Here is a 16,549-nt window from a genome sequence, read left to right on the forward strand (position 1 = left end):
GCGCGCCACGCGCGCGTGGCGGGTCCGCACGGACACGGCGCCGACCGCGTGCGGGACGGCCGACCGCCCCACGCGCGCGTGGCGGGTCTCACGCGGTGAAGCGACCGGTGCGGCGGATCTCCGGATAGTCGGTCGTCGCGCCGTCCAGGCCGAGCGCGCGCACCAGGCGCAGATGGTCCTGGGTGTTCACCACCCAGCCGATGACCTGGAGGTTCGCCGCGTGCGCCCGCTCGACCCCGGCCAGGGTGAGGTGGCGGATGTCGAGCGAGAGCGCGTGCGCGCCCGCGGCCAGGGCGCGGTCGGTGATGTCCGGGCCCCACTCGGCGGCGACCAGGACGGTCCGCAGCCCCGGCACCAGCGCGCGCATCCGCGTCAGCGCCTCGTCGTGGAACGAGGACACGGTGATCCGGCCCACCAGGTCGTGCGCCTCGATCACGCGCGCGAGCTCGGCGGTGGCCGCCACGTCCTTGATCTCGACCTGGAGCGGTGCGGCGACCGCCTCCAGGACCTCGTCGAACAGGGGGACGCGCTCGCCCTGACCGGCGTCGAGCTCGCGCAGTTCGGCGACCGTCTTCTCGGCCACCGGTCCCTTCCCGTCCGTGGTGCGGTCCACCTCGGCGTCGTGCAGGACGACGAGCACGCCGTCCTTGCTGAGGTGCAGATCCAGTTCGATGGCGTCCATGCCCGAGCGCTCGGCGCGCACGAACGAACGCAGGGTGTTCTCCGGCTCGACACCCATGACCCCGCGATGACCGATGGTGAGGAACGTCAAGACAGCCTCGCTTCCGTCGACGGCGGTTGGCGCGCGGGGGCATCCCGTGCCCGCGCGGCAGTGCCGCAGCCTAACGGCCCGCCCGCGCGATGGACCCCGCCTCGCGGGGGCGGGCGGAGTCATCCGCCTGGATGGCGGCGACGCCCAGGACGAAACCGGTGATGAGGGCTGCGACAAGGACCGCGCGGGTACTCATGGGGCGTACGCCTTCCGCTCGGGGGACGTGGGGGCGGTTCCGTCCTACCCGTACGGGGTGTCCGCGGGCCAATCGCGTCACCCGTGGGTGGGCGTGTTCCCGGAGTCTCTTGACATGAGCGGAACTATTGTCCTCGCGATCGCAGAACCGTGCGTTGCCCCGCACGATCACAGGAAGAAAAGCGGCCTGTGTGAGGGCGCACAGGATAATTTCCCGAGACCCCCCTTGAGAGGTTGAACCGAACACGGATACGGTGTCTTAACGCGAGGTTCTCCCGTGGAGGAAGTGACATGACGGAAATTCTTGTGCAGGACATGGTCGCCGGCGGCCAGATCTCCGACCGGCCCGTGGTCGAGCACCCTGCCTGGACCGTGCTCAAGAGTTCCGTCGAGGAGATCCGCCCCTGGCAGTCCAAGGACGGGTCCATCGACTTCGACGCGGAGGGCGCGCCCACCCGCGCCGCCGCCGAGGCCGCCGTCGAGCGGATAGCGGGCGCCGTCGAGGAGCTGTCGCCGCTGGTGCCGCACGACGCGGCGTACCACCGCGCGCTCGTCGCCGACCTGCGCAAGTGGGCCGACGAGGCGTTCGGCGTGCCGGACTTCCTGGACTCGCTGCTCGCCTTCCACCCGGCCGCCGACCGCGCCGACGGGCTGCAGCGCCTGGTGCTCTTCCCCATGTACACGCAGAACGGCAACCCGGACCGCAACTTCGAGGCGGTCGTGCTGCGCATGGTGTGGCCCGAGTGGCTGGCCGAGCTGGAGGCCGCGCGCTACGACAACCCGCTCTTCTGCGGCATCGCCTTCGAGGACTTCACCGCCGGGTACGACACGCACTCGGCCGTCCTCTTCCCGGAGACCATCGCCGTGCGCGAGGCGCCCGAGCGCTTCACCTGGGGCGGCATCTTCTGCGACCGCGAGGCCGCGCGCTTCCGCAAGGTGACCGAGGCGGCCGTCGACATCCTCGGTGTGGACCTGCCCGAGGACATCCGCGCCATGGTCGCCGACCAGGAGCGCTGCGAGAACGCGTTCGTGCTCTGGGACATGGTCCACGACCGCACCCACAGCCACGGCGACCTGCCGTTCGACCCCTTCATGATCAAGCAGCGCCAGCCGTTCTGGATGTACGGCCTGGAGGAGCTGCGCTGCGACCTCACCGCCTTCAAGGAGGCCGTGAAGCTGGAGGCCGAGGGCAACGAGCACGGCCGCGACGTGCAGTACGCGGTGCTCTTCGACCGGATGTTCCGCTTCCCCGTCTCCGGCGACCGCAACCGCAACTACGACGGTCTCGGCGGCCAGCTGCTCTTCGCGTACCTGCACAAGCACGACGTGGTGCGCTGGACCGACAACAAGCTCCACATCGACTGGGAGCAGGCCCCCCGGGTCACCAACCAGCTCTGCGCCGAGATCGAGAAGCTCTACCGGGACGGCATCGACCGCCCCAAGCTGGTGCACTGGTTCGCCGCGTACGAGCTGGTCTCCACCTACCTCGCCCCGCACCCCGGCTCGCGCTGGGCCAAGGGTCCGGACGCCCTGGACCTGACCCTGCCGCCGCGCAAGCTCGTCGACGACGTGCTTCCCGACGAATTTCCCCTGAGCATGTTCTTTGAGGCACTCTCCAAGAAGCTCAAGGGCGTCATCGCCTCCACCAAGGGGATCACCGCGACGCACGCCGAGCGAGTCGCCGCGTGAGCTCTAGCGCCGAGGAGACGATCATGAACGGCAACGGGAATGGCAACGGACCGCTCAGCGGCGCCGTCATCGCGGTGGCCGGAGCGGCCGGTCCGGCCGGCCGCGCGGCCCTGCTGACGCTCGCGGAGGCGGGCGCGACCGTGGTGGCGTCCGACGCCGACGCGGCCAGGCTGGCGGAGGCCGTGGACGCGGCGCGCTACGCGCACGGCGGTGCGACGGTCGTGGGCGACACGGTCGACCTGCTCGACCTCGAGGCGACCCGGGAGTGGGCCGCCCGCACCGAGAAGGAGTTCGGCCGGATCGACGGCCTGGTGCACCTGGTGGGCGGCTGGCGCGGCGCCTCCTCGTTCACCGAGTCCGACCCGGCGGACTGGGAGCTGCTGGAGAAGCTGCTCATCAAGACCGTCCAGCACACCTCGCTGGCCTTCCACGACGGGCTGCTCCGCAGCGACCGGGGGCGTTACGTCCTGGTCAGCCAGTCGGGCGCGCACAAGCCCACCGCCAACAACGCCGCCTACAACGCGGGCAAGGCGGCGGCCGAGGCGTGGACGCTGGCGATGGCCGACTCGTTCCGCAAGGCGGGGGGCGAGGACGGGCCGCGTTCCGCTGCTGCCATCCTGGTGATCAAGGCACTGGTGCACGACGCGATGCGCGCCGAGCGCCCGAATGCGAAGTTCGCGGGCTTCACCGACGTCACGGAGCTGGCCGAGGCCATCGCCGGAGTCTGGGAGCGGCCCGCCGAGGAAGTGAATGGACAGCGCCTGTGGCTGACCCCCAAGCCGTGAGCACCGACGCCCGTCGGCACCACGACCCCGAGGTCCGCGGTTTCGCCAGCGACAACTACGCCGGAGTCCACCCCGAGGTGCTGGCGGCCATCGCCCTCGCCAACGGCGGTCACCAGATCGCCTACGGGGAGGACGACTACACCGACCACCTCCAGCGGATCATCCACAGCCACTTCGGCGCGAGCGCCGAGGCGTTCCCGGTCTTCAACGGGACGGGGGCCAACGTCGTCTCCCTCCAGGCGCTGACCGACCGCTGGGGTGCGGTGATCTGCGCCGAGTCCGCGCACATCAACGTGGACGAGGGCGGCGCCCCCGAGCGCATGGCCGGGCTGAAGCTGCTCACCGTGCCGACCCCGGACGGCAAGCTCACCCCCGAGCTCATCGACCGGCAGGCGTGGGGCTGGGAGGACGAGCACCGGGCGATGCCCCAGGTGGTCTCGATCACCCAGAACACCGAGCTCGGCACGGTCTACACGCCGGACGAGATCCGGGCGATCTGCGACCACGCCCACCAGCACGGCATGAAGGTGCACCTCGACGGTGCCCGGATATCCAACGCGGCGGCGTCGCTGAACGTGCCGATGCGCGCGTTCACCAACGCCGTGGGCGTCGACGTCATCTCGTACGGCGGCACCAAGAACGGCATGCTCTTCGGCGAGGCCGTGGTGGTGCTCAACCCGGACGCGGTGCGCCGGATGAAGCACATCCGCAAGATGTCGATGCAGCTGGCCTCCAAGATGCGGTTCGTCTCGGTGCAGTTGGAGGCGCTCCTCGCCAAGGACCTGTGGCTGCGCAACGCGCGCCACGCCAACGCGATGGCCCAGCGCCTCGCCGAGGGCGTCCGGGCGGTCGACGGGGTGGAGATCCTCTACCCGGTCCAGGCCAACGCGGTCTTCGCGCGGCTGCCGCACGACGTGAGCGAGCGGCTCCAGAAGCGCTACCGCTTCTACTTCTGGGACGAGGCGGCGGGCGACGTCCGCTGGATGTGCTCGTACGACACCACCGAGGACGACGTGGACGGCTTCCTCGTGGCGCTCAAGGAAGAGATGGCCCGCTAGCCCGCGGTCCCGCCCTTCGTGCGCGGTCGGCCGACCGCCAAGTCATCGACTTGGTGGTCGGCCGTTTCGCGTTACGCGCGCGTGCCGTGCGGCCGGTCCCGGCGGACCTCCCGGCCGAAGTTCAGTAGGATGGACTGTCCAGTACTCTAGGATGTACTGCACCCGGTGGTGCCGGTCGCTCCGAAGGCCGCATCCGACCGTCCGTCCCCGCGGCGGACGCCCCGACCGAACTGTGAGGCACGACCGATCATGACGCCCACGCTCACCGTGTCCGACGAGGTGTACGCCCTCGCGCCCGGCTTCACCCATGTCGCCGTCGAGGCCCGCGGACTCGTCAACGGGCCCAGCGACGCGGCGAGTTCGGCGCTGCTCGACGAGGCGGCCGGGCGGCTGCGCGCCCGCCTGGGCACCCTCGCCCCGCACGAGGACCCGCACATGGCCGCCTGGCGCGCGGCGTACACCGCCTTCGGCGCCAAGCCCTCGCGCACCCGCAACTCCGCCGAGGCGCTCGCCAGGCGCGCGCTCGCGGACGGCGGGCTGCCGCGCGTCAACCGGCTCGTCGACGTCTACAACGCGATCAGCGTCGCGCGTCTCGTTCCGGTGGGCGGCGAGGACCCCGATCACATCGCGGGGCCGATGCGGCTGGTGCGGGCCGCCGGCGACGAGCCGTTCCCCACCGTCGCGGGCGGCGAGGCGGCCGTCGAGCACCCGGAGCCCGGCGAAGTGGTGTGGCGCGACGACGAGGGCGTGACCTGCCGCCGCTGGAACTGGCGCCAGGGGGTGCGCACCCGGCTCACCGAGGAGTCCGTGAACGCGCTCTTCCTGCTGGAGGGCATGGGGGAGCACGCCGGACTGGAGGAGGCGGCGGCGGAGCTCGCCGAGCTCCTGGAGAAGGTGAGCCCGGGCGTGCGGATCACCTTGGGCGCCCCGGTCTTGGCCGGGGCGTGACGGCGCGGGTCCGCCGGTGGCTCAGTGGCTGGCCTCGCGCTCGCGCACCTCTTCGGGCGTGGGCGCGGTGCCGCCGAGGTGGGCCGGGATCCACCAGGTGTCCGCGGCGTCCTTGGGGCGGACCGGATAGGCGCGCTGGGCGGCCTCCAGGAGCTCCTGGCAGCGCTCGCGCAGCCGCCGGGTGATGGCGCCCGCGTACTGGTCGGCGGGGGCCTCCACGGGCTCGCCGACCCGGATGGTGACCGGGATGTGGCTGCGCTTGAAGTTGCGCGGGCGGCCCTTGGTCCAGACGCGCTGGGTGCCCCACAGCGCCATCGGGATCAGCGGCACCCCGGCCTCCTGGGCGAGCCGGGCGGCCCCCGACTTGAAGCTCTTGAGCGTGAACGACTGCGAGATGGTCGCCTCGGGGAAGACCCCGACGATCTCACCGGAGCGCAGCGAGGCCAGGGCGTGCGCGTAGGCGGCCTCGCCCTGCTTGCGGTCGACCGGGATGTGCTTCATGCCGCGCATGAGCGGACCCGAGATCCGGTGCCGGAACACCGACTCCTTGGCCATGAAGCGCACCAGGCGCTTCTGCGGCAGGGCGGCGAGTCCGGTGAAGATGAAGTCCAGATAGCTGATGTGGTTGCTGACGAGCACCGCCCCGCCGGAACGGGGGATGTTCTCCGAACCCTGGGTGTCGATCTTCAGGTCGAGCGCCTTGAACATCGTGAGGGCGGCGCCGACGACCGGCCGATAGACGAGTTCTGCCATCTGGAGGGGACCCTTCTGAATCCGGGGAGGGTTCTCCCGGTGGAAGTTACGCAGCCGTAGGTTTTCGGCATTGGGCAGATCGTGCCCGATGTGCGCCGTGGTGGCCAGTCCTGGGGCCTTCCGGGAGGGAGATTCTCATCACGTGTGCCCAGGTGGGAACGGTACGGGAATGGTTGGACGGGTCCCGCGCGCTGAAGTGGCGGGACTGGCCGGAAGCGGCAGAAGACGAAAGCAGGGGGACGCGGTGCGGGTGGACGGGCGCAGGCTCGGGGCGCAGGAGCTGGGTGCGGAGCGGGGCGAGCGGGCCACGCTCGTGCAGTTCTCCAGCGCGTTCTGCCAGCCCTGCCGGGCAACCCGGCGGGTGCTGGCGGAGGTTGCCGCCATGGTCGAGGGCGTGGCCCACGTCGAGATCGACGCGGAGGAGCACTTGGCCCTGGTGCGCGAGCTGGACATCAGGGCCACCCCGACGGTCCTGGTCCTCGACCGGGATGGCCGGATCGTGCGCCGCGCCGCCGGGCAGCCGCGCCGCGCCGATGTCATCGCCGCACTCGGAAAGGCGGTGTGAGCTGCGTGGAGCGGCCCGTGATGGATCTCCCACATCGCAGAAGGCACTTGACTGCGCCCGCCCGCAATCGTCAGTCTGACGATGTGCCGACCGAAATCCTTCTCTTCGGGCGCGTCCATGTGGACCTCGCCCGCAACGCCAGTGCGCGCTGTCCGGGCCGCTGAACACCCCGCAGCCCCCTCGCACCCACCGCAGAAGGACAACTCCATGACGGCTTCGCCCGAGCTCGGCGCCGCACGGCTCGCCTCCCCGCAGCTGTTCCGCGCGGTCTTCCGCCAGCATGCCGCCGGTGTGGCGGTGATCACCGCACAGCGTGACGGCCGCCCCGTCGGCTTCACCGCCACTTCCCTCAACTCCGTCGCCGCCGAGCCCCCGTTGCTCTCGTTCGGCATCGGCACCGGCTCCTCCAGCTGGCCGGTCCTCTCCGAGGCCGAGCACGTCGGCGTCCACATACTCGGCGAGCACCAGCAGGAGCTGGCCGCCACCTTCGCGCGCAGCGGCGCCGACCGGTTCGGCCCCGCCACCGGCTGGCGGACCGGCCCCGAGGGCGTCCCCGTGCTCGACGGGGTGCTGGCGTGGCTGGTGTGCCGGGTGGTGGCGCGCATCCCGGCCGGGGACCACCGCATAGTGGTCGGCGAGGCGGTCGTCGGCGACCCCGTGGGCGCGGGCCGTCCGCTCCTCTACCACCAGGGTCGCTTCAACGCGCTGAGGGACTGAAAAGTCTCCGTACCCGCCGGTTACTCAGCGTTGGCAACGTCACAGTTCAAAGCGCTTGCTTACGGGGAACACAGTGGGTGTACTGGCGAGTAATATTCGGTTCGGAGCGTCGGTCGCCCCGACCGGAAACCGCCCCAACAGGCGCCTATGCTGCGTGCAACAAGGCAGCCCAGAAATGACGATGCAGTAGGAGAGCCGGCGTGAGCTTGAGGATCGTTGTCTGTGTGAAGTACGTGCCCGACGCCACCGGCGACCGGCACTTCTCCGATGACCTGACCGTCGATCGCGACGACGTCGACGGCCTCCTTTCGGAGCTGGACGAGTACGCGGTGGAGCAGGCGCTTCAGATCAAGGAAGCGGCGGACGACGACGCCGAGATCACGGTCCTCACCGTCGGTCCCGAGGACGCCAAGGACGCGCTGCGCAAGGCGCTCTCCATGGGCGCCGACAAGGCCGTCCACGTCGAGGACGACGACCTGCACGGCACCGACGCCATCGGCACCTCCCTGGTGCTCGCCAAGGCCATCGAGAAGACCGGCTTCGACCTGGTCGTCTCCGGCATGGCGTCGACCGACGGCACCATGGGCGTGCTGCCCGCGCTGCTCGCCGAGCGGCTGAACGTTCCGCAGGTCACCCTGCTCTCCGAGGTCTCGGTCGAGGGCGGCGTCGTCAAGGGCCGCCGCGACGGCGACACCGCGTCGGAGCAGCTGGAGGCGTCCCTGCCGGCCGTCGTGTCCGTGACGGACCAGTCGGGCGAGGCCCGCTACCCGTCCTTCAAGGGCATCATGGCCGCCAAGAAGAAGCCGGTGGAGTCGCTGGACCTGGACGACCTGGACCTCGACGCGGACGAGGTCGGCCTCGACGGCGCCTGGACCGCGGTCGACGCCGCCGCCGAGCGCCCGGCCCGCACCGCCGGCACGATCGTCAAGGACGAGGGCGAGGGCGGCAAGCAGCTCGCCGAGTTCCTCGCGAGCCAGAAGTTCATCTAGCTGGGGGTCCCGGGGGTCCGTCCCCCGGGTCGGCACAGCTTCCCAGGCTCGTCGAGCCGCTCAACCGCCCCCCGATTCTTCGCATTCGCAGCAGGAGATCATTCCCATGGCTGAAGTTCTCGTCTACGTCGACCACGTCGACGGCGCCGTCCGCAAGCCCACCCTCGAACTGCTGACGCTGGCCCGCCGCATCGGCGAGCCCGTCGCCGTCGCGCTGGGCAACGGCGCCGCGGACACCGCCGCCGCGCTCGCCGAGCACGGCGCCACCCGCGTGCTCACCGCCGAGGCCGCCGAGTTCGCCGACTACCTCGTGGTGCCGAAGGTGGACGCGCTCCAGGCCGCGTACGAGGCCGTCTCCCCGGCCGCCGTGCTCGTCCCGTCCTCCGCCGAGGGCAAGGAGATCGCGGCCCGCCTGGCGCTGCGCATCGGCTCCGGCATCATCACCGACGCCGTCGACCTGGAGGCCGGCGACGAGGGTCCGGTCGCCACCCAGTCGGCGTTCGCCGCCTCGTACTCCACCAAGTCCCGCGTCTCCAAGGGCACCCCGGTCATCACGGTCAAGCCGAACTCGGCCGCCGTGGAGGCCGCCCCGGCCGCGGGCGCCGTCGAGGCCCTGACGGTCTCGTTCTCGGCGCAGGCCACCGGCACCAAGGTCGTCTCCCGCACCCCGCGCGAGTCGACCGGCCGCCCCGAGCTGACCGAGGCCGCGATCGTGGTCTCCGGCGGTCGCGGCGTCAACGGCGCCGAGAACTTCGCGATCATCGAGGCGCTGGCCGACTCGCTCGGTGCCGCCGTCGGCGCCTCCCGCGCCGCCGTCGACGCCGGCTGGTACCCGCACTCCAACCAGGTCGGCCAGACCGGCAAGTCGGTCTCGCCGCAGCTGTACATCGCGTCCGGCATCTCCGGTGCCATCCAGCACCGCGCCGGCATGCAGACCTCGAAGACCATCGTCGCCATCAACAAGGACGCCGAGGCCCCGATCTTCGACCTCGTCGACTACGGCGTGGTGGGCGACCTCTTCGACGTCGTTCCGCAGCTGACCGAAGAGGTTCAGTCGCGCAAGGGCTGACCTGCCCGTTCGTTCTGCCCCGGGGGCCGCGTGGTGATCTTCACCGCGCGGCCCCCGGCCGTTTCGGGCAACCATTGACGCGAAGAGGGCCCATAACTAAATTCTGCTATGCGGATCGATGATTCCGCCCAGTGGAAATTGAACGCGGAGGGTGCAGGATGGGTCAGCAGGAGAAGGTGGCGACGAGCCTCGCCGGCGCGGTCAGCGACGAGATCAGCGCCTCGCTGACGGCCGTGGACGAGGAGCTCGCCCGCCGCTACCCGGGCGACCCCGGCACCCGCCAGCCCGTGCACACCGTCTACGTGCCCGGTGACCTCTTCGACGCCGACACCCTGCGCGGCTGGGGCGACCAGGCGCTCGCCGCCCTCGACGAGCACGCCCCCGACGCCGCCTCCCTCGCCCGTGTCCTCGGCATCGCCGACGACCTCGCCGGGCCCGTGTACGAGCGGGTCCGCGCCAAGCTGGAGCGCGAGCCGGTGGAGGACCTGCGGGTCGACTTCGAGGACGGCTACGGCCCGCGCCCGGACGCCGAGGAGGACGCCGCCGCGGCCCGCGCGGCCCGGCTGGTCGCCGAGGCGTACGCGGGCGGGACCGCCGCCCCGTACATGGGCATCCGCATGAAGTGCATGGAGGCGGCCGTACGCGACCGCGGCATCCGCACCACCGACGTCTTCCTCACCGGGCTGATGGAGCACGGCGGCCTGCCCGACGGGCTCGTCCTGACCCTGCCCAAGGTCACCTACCCCGAGCAGGTCGCCGCCTTCGTACGGCTCCTGGCAGCCTTCGAGAAGGCCCACGGCCTGCCCGCCGGGCGGCTCGGCTTCGAGATCCAGATCGAGACCAGCCAGTCGATCCTGGCGGCCGACGGCACCGCCGCCGTCGCCCGCATGATCGACGCCGCCGAGGGCCGCGCGACCGGACTGCACTACGGGACCTTCGACTACAGCGCGTGCGTCGGCGTCTCCGCCGCCTACCAGGCCAGCGACCACCCCGCCGCCGACCACGCCAAGGCCGTGATGCAGGTCGCGGCGGCGGGCACCGGCGTACGGGTCTCCGACGGCTCCACCAACGTGCTGCCGATCGGCTCCACCGAGCACGTCCACGAGGCGTGGCGGCTGCACTACGGGCTGACCCGGCGGGCCCTGGCCCGCGCCTACTACCAGGGCTGGGACATGCACCCGGGCCACCTGCCGACCCGGTACGCGGCGGTTTACGCGTTCTACCGCGAGGGCCTGGAGCAGGCCGCGGCCCGCCTCGCCGCCTATGTGGCCAAGGCCGGCGGCGACGTCATGGACGAGCCCGCCACCGCCAAGGCGCTCAGCGGCTTCCTGCTGCGCGGCCTGGACTGCGGCGCCCTGGACACCGAGGAGGTCACCCGGCTCACCGGACTGACCCGCGCCGACCTCGACGGCTTCGCCTCGCCGCGCCGGGCCGCGCTCACCGTCACCACCCCGTAGCCCGGGAGCTGTCACCGCCGCCCCTTACCCTGGACGCGACCATCATCACCACAGCGAACGGGGCAGCGGTGTCTTCGGGGGAGAACGACCGGCTCGCGGGCCGGTACCGGCTGATCGAGCAGCTCGGCCGGGGCGGCATGGGCGTCGTCTGGCGCGCCGTCGACGAAGTGCTCGGCCGTGAGGTCGCCGTCAAGGAACTGCGGACGTACTCGGACATGTCCGCGCCCGAACTGGGCGATCTGCGGCTGCGCATGCAGCGCGAGGCCCGCGCAGCCGCGCGGGTGCGCCACCCCGGAGTCGTCGCCGTCCACGACGTGACCGAGCACGAGGGCCGCCCGGTCATCGTGATGGAGCTCGTCCCCGGCCCCTCCCTCGACGGCGTCCTCGGCGAGCGCGGCGCGCTCGACCCGCGCGAGGCCGCCGCCATCGGCGCCCGGGTCCTGGAGGCGCTGGCCGCGGCCCACCGCGCGGGCGTGCTGCACCGGGACGTGAAGCCCGGCAACATCCTGCTCGAAGCGGGCGGCCGGGTGGTGCTCACCGACTTCGGCATCGCCGCCATGGACGACCCGGGCGACGGCTCGGCCACCCATCTGACCCGCAGCGGCGAACTGGTCGGCTCGCTGGACTACCTGGCCCCCGAGCGCGCCCAGGGCCAGGACCCCGGCCCCGCCTCCGACGTCTGGGCGCTGGGCGCCACGCTGTACGCGGCGGTGGAGGGCGCCTCCCCGTTCCGCCGCACCTCCACCTGGTCGACGCTCTCCGCGATCGTCGCCGAACCGCTGCCCGAGCCGGTCCGCGCGGGCCCGCTGGCGCCCGTACTGCGCGAGCTGATGCACAAGGACCCGGCCCGCCGTCCCGACGCGGAGAGCGCCGCGCGGCTGCTGGCGGCGGTCGCCGAGGGCCGCGCCCCGGGCCTCGCGGCGGCCCCGACGCCCGCACCGCAGCCCGCCGCACCGCCGCGCGCCGAGACGGTACGGGACGTGCTGCCGCACCGGCCGGAGGGCTTCGGCCCGGTCGTCATCCAGCAGCCCAGGAGCGCCGTGAACCCGTTCCCGCCCGCCGCCCCGGGCCGGGGCAGGACGCGGGCCCTGGTCGCGGCGGGCGTGGTGGCCGTGGTGCTGGCGGGGGCCGGAGTCACGTACGCGGTGGTCGGCACCGGCGCGGACGACGGCGACCGGCGCCGGGCAGCGGGCGCGGCGAGCGGCGCGAGCCCGCGCGCGAGCGTGCCGCAGGACGGCACGGGCGGAGCCTGGGACGGTGGCGGCTCCACCACCGCGAGCCCCGGCCCGAGCGGCGCGAAGGACCGCCCCTCCGCCTCGCCGGGCGCCACGCACCCCGCCAAGGGCGACGAGGACGGCAAGGGCGACAAGGCGTCCGGCGGAAAGGGCGGCGCCACCGCACCGGGCAAGGCGCCGACGGGCGGCCACGCCACCGCCGGTCCGGGCGGCGCCGGAGGCACGACGGGCGGCGGCACCGACGCCACGCCCGCGCCCTCCTGCCACGCGGCGGGCGCGGGCAGGTTCGACTGCCAGGTGTGGCGCACGGCGAAGAGCTACCGCCACGACGGCGGCGAGATGGGCGTCCTCAAGGCGGGCACCAACTACTTCTACTGCCAGGTCGACCTGGGGCGCCGCGAGACGTACGGGAAGTGGACCAACACCTACTGGGCGCGCACCGACGACGACAGCGGCAACACCAACGTCTACGTCAGCGTGGTCTACCTCAAGGGCGGCTCCAACAACCAGCCGGTGCCCGGACTCCCGGTCTGCTGAACCGCCCGGGGTCCCGGCGCGCGCCCGGGGCCCGTCGGCGGCCCCCGGCCCGCCCTCCTAGCGCGCGGCGGGCGGCGGTATCTCGCCCGAGCCGCGCGCGATGAGCGTCGTGGGGACGACCACGCGCGCGGGGGCGTCGTCCACGCCGTCCAGCCGGCGGAACAGCCGCTCCGCCGCCGTGCGGCCCAGCGTCGCCGAGTCCTGCGAGATGACGGTGATGCCGAGCAGATCGGCCAGTTCGATGTCGTCGAAGCCGACCAGGGCCACCGGGTGCTCCCGGCCCGCCAGCACCCGTACCGCCGTCACCGTCACCCGGTTGTTGCCCGCGAAGATCGCGGTGACCGGCTCGGGTCCGCTCAGCATGGCCTCGGCCGCCGCCCGCACGCGCTCGGGTTCGGTGGAGCCGAGCGCCACCCAGGAGTCGTCGACGGCGAGCCCGGCCCCGGCCATCGCCGCCCGGTAGCCGCGCAGCCGCTCGGTGGCGGTGTGGATGCGCGGCTGGTCGCCGATGAAGCCGATCCTGCGGTGGCCGTGCGCCACCAGGTGGGCGACGCCCTCGCGGGCGCCGCCGAAGCTGTCGGAGAGCACCGCGTCGGCGTCTATCCGCCCGGCCGGGCGGTCCACGAACACCGTCGCGACCCCGGCCCTGATCTCGGGCTCCAGATAGCGGTGGTCGCCGCCCGCCGGAATGACGATCAGCCCGTCGACCCGGCGCGCGCAGAACGCCAGCACCAGCTCCTGCTCGCGGTCGGCGTCCTCGGCGCTGGAACCGTTGATGAGCAGCGCCCCGTGCGCCCGGGCCACCTCCTCCACGGCCCGGCTGAGCGGCCCGTAGAACGGGTCGGCCAGATCCTCCAGGACCAGGCCGATGGAGGCGGTGCGGCCCTTGCGCAGCACGCGCGCGCTGTCGTTGCGGCGGAAGCCCAGCGCCTCGATGGCCTCCTGGACGCGGCGTTCGGTGTCGGGGGTGACCCCGGCCTCGCCGTTGACGACCCGGGAGACCGTTTTCAGTCCCACTCCGGCGCGGGCCGCGACGTCCTTCATCGTGGGCCGGATCCCGTAGCGGGGCTCGTGGTGGCGGGCGGTCTCGGCCACGTGCGGTGTCCTGTCGTCGTCGGGTGTGCGAGGGGGATCGGGGTGTGGCGTCGAGCATAGGCCCTGGACAACGTTGTCAGGTGAATGGAGACTGTTCCTCCGACCGCCCAGGCACCCACGCCCACCAGGAGATCCGACGCCGATGCAGACCGACCTCGTAGCCGCGCTCGACATCGGCGGCACCAAGATCGCCGGAGCGCTGGTGGACGCCGGTGGCGCACTGCTCGTACGGACGCGGCGGTCGACCCCGGCGCGCGAGAGCGGCGAGACGGTGGCGCGGGCCGTCGACGAGGTCCTGGCCGACCTGGCCGGATCCGCCCTGTGGCCGCGGGTCACGGCGGTCGGCATCGGCAGCGCGGGCCCGGTGGACGCCTCCCGGGGGACGGTCAGCCCGGTGAACATCCCGGGCTGGCGCGACTTCGCGCTGGTCGAGCGGGTGCGGGCGGCGACCGGCGGGCTGCCGGTCGAGCTGGTGGGCGACGGCGTGGCGATGACCGCCGCCGAGCACTGGCTGGGCGCCGCGCGCGGCTACGACAACGCGCTGTGCATGGTGGTCTCCACCGGCGTCGGCGGCGGCCTGATCCTCGGCGGCCGGCTGCACGCGGGCCCCACGGGCAACGCGGGCCACATCGGGCACATCAGCGTCGACCTGGACGGCGACCCCTGCCCGTGCGGGGCGCGCGGCTGTGTGGAGCGGATCGCCAGCGGCCCCAACATCGCGCGCCGCGCCCTGGCGGGCGGCTGGACGCCGGGCGGCGACGGGGACGCCTCGGCCGCGGCGGTGGCGGCGGCGGCCCGGGCCGGGCACCCGGTCGCGGTGGCCTCCTTCGAGCGGGCCGCCCAGGCGCTGGCGGCGGGCATCGCGGCGACCGCGACCCTGACGGAGATCGGCGTCGCGGTGATCGGCGGGGGAGTGGCCGGGGCGGGCGAGGTGCTCTTCGCGCCGCTGCGCCGGGCGCTGCACGAGTACGCCACGCTCTCCTTCGTCCAGGGGCTCAGGGTCGCCCCGGCCCAGATGGGCAACGACGCCGGTCTGGTGGGAGCCGCGGCAGCCGCCATGAGTGCTCCGACGACTTCGCGTCCGGCGGTGCGCGCCGGACGGTGACCGCTCCCCACCTTCCGCCGAATTGGGGGCAGATGAGCCGGGAAGACATCGGATCTGCTGGCGAGCGTTTGCGGTAGAGCTTGTTGGAGTCTGTTGGAATAGAACTGGTAACGGTTACCCGGAGTCCCGTCAAAACCCTTGACGTCCCCCTGAGTTGGGGGTGTGATCCAAGCCACGCGTTCGGTTGTGTTGGGTTGCACCCCGAAGGAGGGGGACATGGCTCAGTCATCGTTCAAAGGTCCCGCAGTGCCCGGGAGCGTGGCAGGACATCGGATGTCCCGGCGCACTCTGCTGCGGAGTGCGGCCTTCGGCGCCGGGGCGGTCACCCTCCCCTCGCTCCTCTCCGCGTGCGACAGCGGCCCCGGCGGCGACGCCAAGACGGTCAGGCTGGGGTCCAACTCGTCCGACGCGGTCCCGAAGAAGGCGTTCGCCGACGTCTTCGCGGCCTACGGGAAGCAGTCCAAGGAGGGCCGGACGGTCAAGGTCAACACCGTTGACCACAACACCTTCCAGGAGAACATCAACCGCTATCTCCAGGGCAAGCCGGACGACGTGTTCATGTGGTTCGCCGGGAACCGCATGCAGTTCTTCGCCAAGAAGGGGCTGCTGCACGACATCAGCGACCTGTGGCAGGGCTTCCAGGGCTTCTCCCCGGCGCTGAAGGCGCAGTCGACGGGCGAGGACGGCAAGCAGTACCTGGTCCCCTTCTACTACTACCCGTGGGCCGTCTTCCACCGCAGGAGCGTCTTCCAGCAGCACGGCTACCAGGCGCCGAAGACCCTCGACGAGTACGTGGCGCTCGCCCGGCAGATGCAGAAGGACAAGCTCGTACCGATCGCGTTCAGCGACAAGGACGGCTGGCCCGTGATGGGCACCTTCGACTACCTCAACATGCGGACCAACGGATACGAGTTCCACCGCGACCTCATGGCGGGCAAGGAGGCGTGGACGGACAAGCGCGTCAAGGAGGTCTTCGACACCTGGCGCCGGCTCCTTCCGTACTGCCAGAAGGGCGCCAACGGCCGCACCTGGCAGGAGGCCGCCCAGAGCCTGCAGAAGCGGGAGACGGGCATGGCGGTGTTCGGACTGCCGCACGCGGGGCAGCAGTTCCCGGCCGCCGAGCAGGACGACATCGACTTCTTCCCGTTCCCCGTCATCGACCCCGCGCACGGGCAGGACGCGGTGGAGGCGCCCATCGACGGGTTCCTGCTCGCCAAGAACGCCAAGAACCTGAAGAACGCCAAGAACATGGCGAGCGCGAAGGACCTCCTGACCTGGCTGGCGACCGCCACGGCGGAGAACACCTACCTCGCCGGCGACCCCAGCAACGTCGCGGTCAACAGCGGGGCCGACACCGCCAAGTACAGCGCGCTGCAGAAGAAGTCGATGGAGCTGATCTCGGGCGCCAAGCAGATCTCGCAGTTCATGGACCGCGACACCCGGCCGGACTTCTCCTCGACCGTGATGATCCCGGCCCTCCAGCGGTTCGTCGGCAACCCGAACGACGTGGACGGGCTCGTCAACGACATCGAGCGGCAGAAGAAGACCATCTTCGCGGCCGACTGACGGCCGCCGGCCGC

The 16,549-nt window shown here is 72.2% G+C and carries 16 protein-coding genes; 12 read left to right on the forward strand and 4 right to left on the reverse strand.

The genetic code is table 11. The annotated features are described in order from the left end of the window. Positions 1-88 precede the first annotated feature (88 nt). Both AB5J87_RS30830 and AB5J87_RS30835 read right to left on the reverse strand, forming a co-directional pair. On the reverse strand, positions 89-772 hold the full coding sequence (locus tag AB5J87_RS30830; RefSeq protein ID WP_369381358.1) for a glycerophosphodiester phosphodiesterase: 684 nt from the start codon (positions 770-772) through the stop codon (positions 89-91). A gap of 70 nt (positions 773-842) precedes the next feature. Beyond that, positions 843-968, reverse strand: coding sequence for a hypothetical protein (locus tag AB5J87_RS30835; protein WP_369381359.1), 126 nt, complete (start codon positions 966-968; stop codon positions 843-845). A gap of 290 nt (positions 969-1,258) precedes the next feature. Here AB5J87_RS30835 and AB5J87_RS30840 point away from each other — a divergent pair, with 290 nt between their 5' ends. The 4 genes from AB5J87_RS30840 (at position 1,259) to AB5J87_RS30855 (ending at position 5,447) form a co-directional block, all read left to right on the forward strand. Then, positions 1,259-2,656: a DUF6421 family protein gene (locus AB5J87_RS30840; protein ID WP_369381361.1), complete on the forward strand. Its 1,398-nt coding sequence runs from the start codon at positions 1,259-1,261 to the stop codon at positions 2,654-2,656. A gap of 23 nt (positions 2,657-2,679) precedes the next feature. Further along, the gene (locus tag AB5J87_RS30845; protein ID WP_369381364.1) at positions 2,680-3,441 is read left to right on the forward strand and encodes an SDR family NAD(P)-dependent oxidoreductase; all 762 of its coding nucleotides are present in this window, start codon (positions 2,680-2,682) and stop codon (positions 3,439-3,441) included. Continuing rightward, the gene (locus AB5J87_RS30850; RefSeq protein WP_369381365.1) at positions 3,438-4,499 is read left to right on the forward strand and encodes a low specificity L-threonine aldolase; all 1,062 of its coding nucleotides are present in this window, start codon (positions 3,438-3,440) and stop codon (positions 4,497-4,499) included. The genes AB5J87_RS30845 and AB5J87_RS30850 overlap by 4 nt, the downstream gene beginning before the upstream one ends. 249 nt (positions 4,500-4,748) lie before the next feature. Next, positions 4,749-5,447: a B3/4 domain-containing protein gene (locus tag AB5J87_RS30855; protein WP_369381367.1), complete on the forward strand. Its 699-nt coding sequence runs from the start codon at positions 4,749-4,751 to the stop codon at positions 5,445-5,447. A gap of 21 nt (positions 5,448-5,468) precedes the next feature. On the opposite strand, the gene AB5J87_RS30860 is transcribed toward AB5J87_RS30855, so the two are convergent. Then, positions 5,469-6,200, reverse strand: coding sequence for a lysophospholipid acyltransferase family protein (locus tag AB5J87_RS30860; RefSeq protein WP_369381369.1), 732 nt, complete (start codon positions 6,198-6,200; stop codon positions 5,469-5,471). Positions 6,201-6,369: 169 nt separating this feature from the next. On the opposite strand from AB5J87_RS30860, the gene AB5J87_RS30865 reads away from it, so the two are divergent. The 6 genes from AB5J87_RS30865 to AB5J87_RS30890 all read left to right on the forward strand — a co-directional run bounded on the left by AB5J87_RS30865 (position 6,370) and on the right by AB5J87_RS30890 (position 12,769). Further along, on the forward strand, positions 6,370-6,765 hold the full coding sequence (locus tag AB5J87_RS30865) for a TlpA family protein disulfide reductase (RefSeq protein WP_369381372.1): 396 nt from the start codon (positions 6,370-6,372) through the stop codon (positions 6,763-6,765). 207 nt (positions 6,766-6,972) lie between these two features. Next, positions 6,973-7,482, forward strand: a complete 510-nt coding sequence (locus AB5J87_RS30870) for a flavin reductase family protein (protein ID WP_369381373.1) — start codon at positions 6,973-6,975, stop codon at positions 7,480-7,482. A gap of 200 nt (positions 7,483-7,682) precedes the next feature. Next, positions 7,683-8,471, forward strand: a complete 789-nt coding sequence (locus AB5J87_RS30875) for an electron transfer flavoprotein subunit beta (RefSeq protein WP_369381374.1) — start codon at positions 7,683-7,685, stop codon at positions 8,469-8,471. 106 nt (positions 8,472-8,577) lie between these two features. Beyond that, on the forward strand, positions 8,578-9,540 hold the full coding sequence (locus AB5J87_RS30880) for an electron transfer flavoprotein subunit alpha/FixB family protein (protein ID WP_369381377.1): 963 nt from the start codon (positions 8,578-8,580) through the stop codon (positions 9,538-9,540). A gap of 158 nt (positions 9,541-9,698) precedes the next feature. After that, a complete protein-coding gene (locus tag AB5J87_RS30885; RefSeq protein WP_369381379.1) occupies positions 9,699-10,997 on the forward strand; it encodes an aldolase in 1,299 nt (432 codons plus the stop codon). Between the two features lie 68 nt (positions 10,998-11,065). Then, the gene (locus AB5J87_RS30890) at positions 11,066-12,769 is read left to right on the forward strand and encodes a serine/threonine-protein kinase (protein ID WP_369381380.1); all 1,704 of its coding nucleotides are present in this window, start codon (positions 11,066-11,068) and stop codon (positions 12,767-12,769) included. 57 nt (positions 12,770-12,826) lie between these two features. Here the strand turns inward: AB5J87_RS30890 and AB5J87_RS30895 are convergent, their stop codons facing one another. Then, positions 12,827-13,864, reverse strand: a complete 1,038-nt coding sequence (locus AB5J87_RS30895) for a LacI family DNA-binding transcriptional regulator (protein WP_369381383.1) — start codon at positions 13,862-13,864, stop codon at positions 12,827-12,829. Positions 13,865-14,006: 142 nt separating this feature from the next. On the opposite strand from AB5J87_RS30895, the gene AB5J87_RS30900 reads away from it, so the two are divergent. Next, the gene (locus tag AB5J87_RS30900) at positions 14,007-14,969 is read left to right on the forward strand and encodes an ROK family protein (RefSeq protein WP_369381384.1); all 963 of its coding nucleotides are present in this window, start codon (positions 14,007-14,009) and stop codon (positions 14,967-14,969) included. Positions 14,970-15,242: 273 nt separating this feature from the next. Next, on the forward strand, positions 15,243-16,535 hold the full coding sequence (locus AB5J87_RS30905) for an ABC transporter substrate-binding protein (protein ID WP_369381385.1): 1,293 nt from the start codon (positions 15,243-15,245) through the stop codon (positions 16,533-16,535). The last annotated feature ends 14 nt before the right edge of the window (positions 16,536-16,549 follow it).

This window comes from Streptomyces sp. cg36 (assembly GCF_041080675.1).
Taxonomy (GTDB): domain Bacteria; phylum Actinomycetota; class Actinomycetes; order Streptomycetales; family Streptomycetaceae; genus Streptomyces.

Excerpts from the sequence above, each read along its gene's own strand:
- AB5J87_RS30870 (WP_369381373.1), top strand. The coding sequence starts at position 6,973 with ATGACGGCTTCGCCCGAGCTCGGCGCCGCACGGCTCGCCTCCCCGCAG.
- AB5J87_RS30865 (WP_369381372.1), top strand. The coding sequence starts at position 6,370 with ATGGTTGGACGGGTCCCGCGCGCTGAAGTGGCGGGACTGGCCGGAAGC.
- AB5J87_RS30885 (WP_369381379.1), top strand. The coding sequence starts at position 9,699 with ATGGGTCAGCAGGAGAAGGTGGCGACGAGCCTCGCCGGCGCGGTCAGC.
- AB5J87_RS30900 (WP_369381384.1), top strand. The coding sequence starts at position 14,007 with ATGCAGACCGACCTCGTAGCCGCGCTCGACATCGGCGGCACCAAGATC.
- AB5J87_RS30855 (WP_369381367.1), top strand. The coding sequence starts at position 4,749 with ATGACGCCCACGCTCACCGTGTCCGACGAGGTGTACGCCCTCGCGCCC.
- AB5J87_RS30840 (WP_369381361.1), top strand. The coding sequence starts at position 1,259 with ATGACGGAAATTCTTGTGCAGGACATGGTCGCCGGCGGCCAGATCTCC.
- AB5J87_RS30860 (WP_369381369.1), bottom strand. The coding sequence starts at position 6,200 with ATGGCAGAACTCGTCTATCGGCCGGTCGTCGGCGCCGCCCTCACGATG.
- AB5J87_RS30845 (WP_369381364.1), top strand. The coding sequence starts at position 2,680 with ATGAACGGCAACGGGAATGGCAACGGACCGCTCAGCGGCGCCGTCATC.
- AB5J87_RS30905 (WP_369381385.1), top strand. The coding sequence starts at position 15,243 with ATGTCCCGGCGCACTCTGCTGCGGAGTGCGGCCTTCGGCGCCGGGGCG.
- AB5J87_RS30835 (WP_369381359.1), bottom strand. The coding sequence starts at position 968 with ATGAGTACCCGCGCGGTCCTTGTCGCAGCCCTCATCACCGGTTTCGTC.
- AB5J87_RS30880 (WP_369381377.1), top strand. The coding sequence starts at position 8,578 with ATGGCTGAAGTTCTCGTCTACGTCGACCACGTCGACGGCGCCGTCCGC.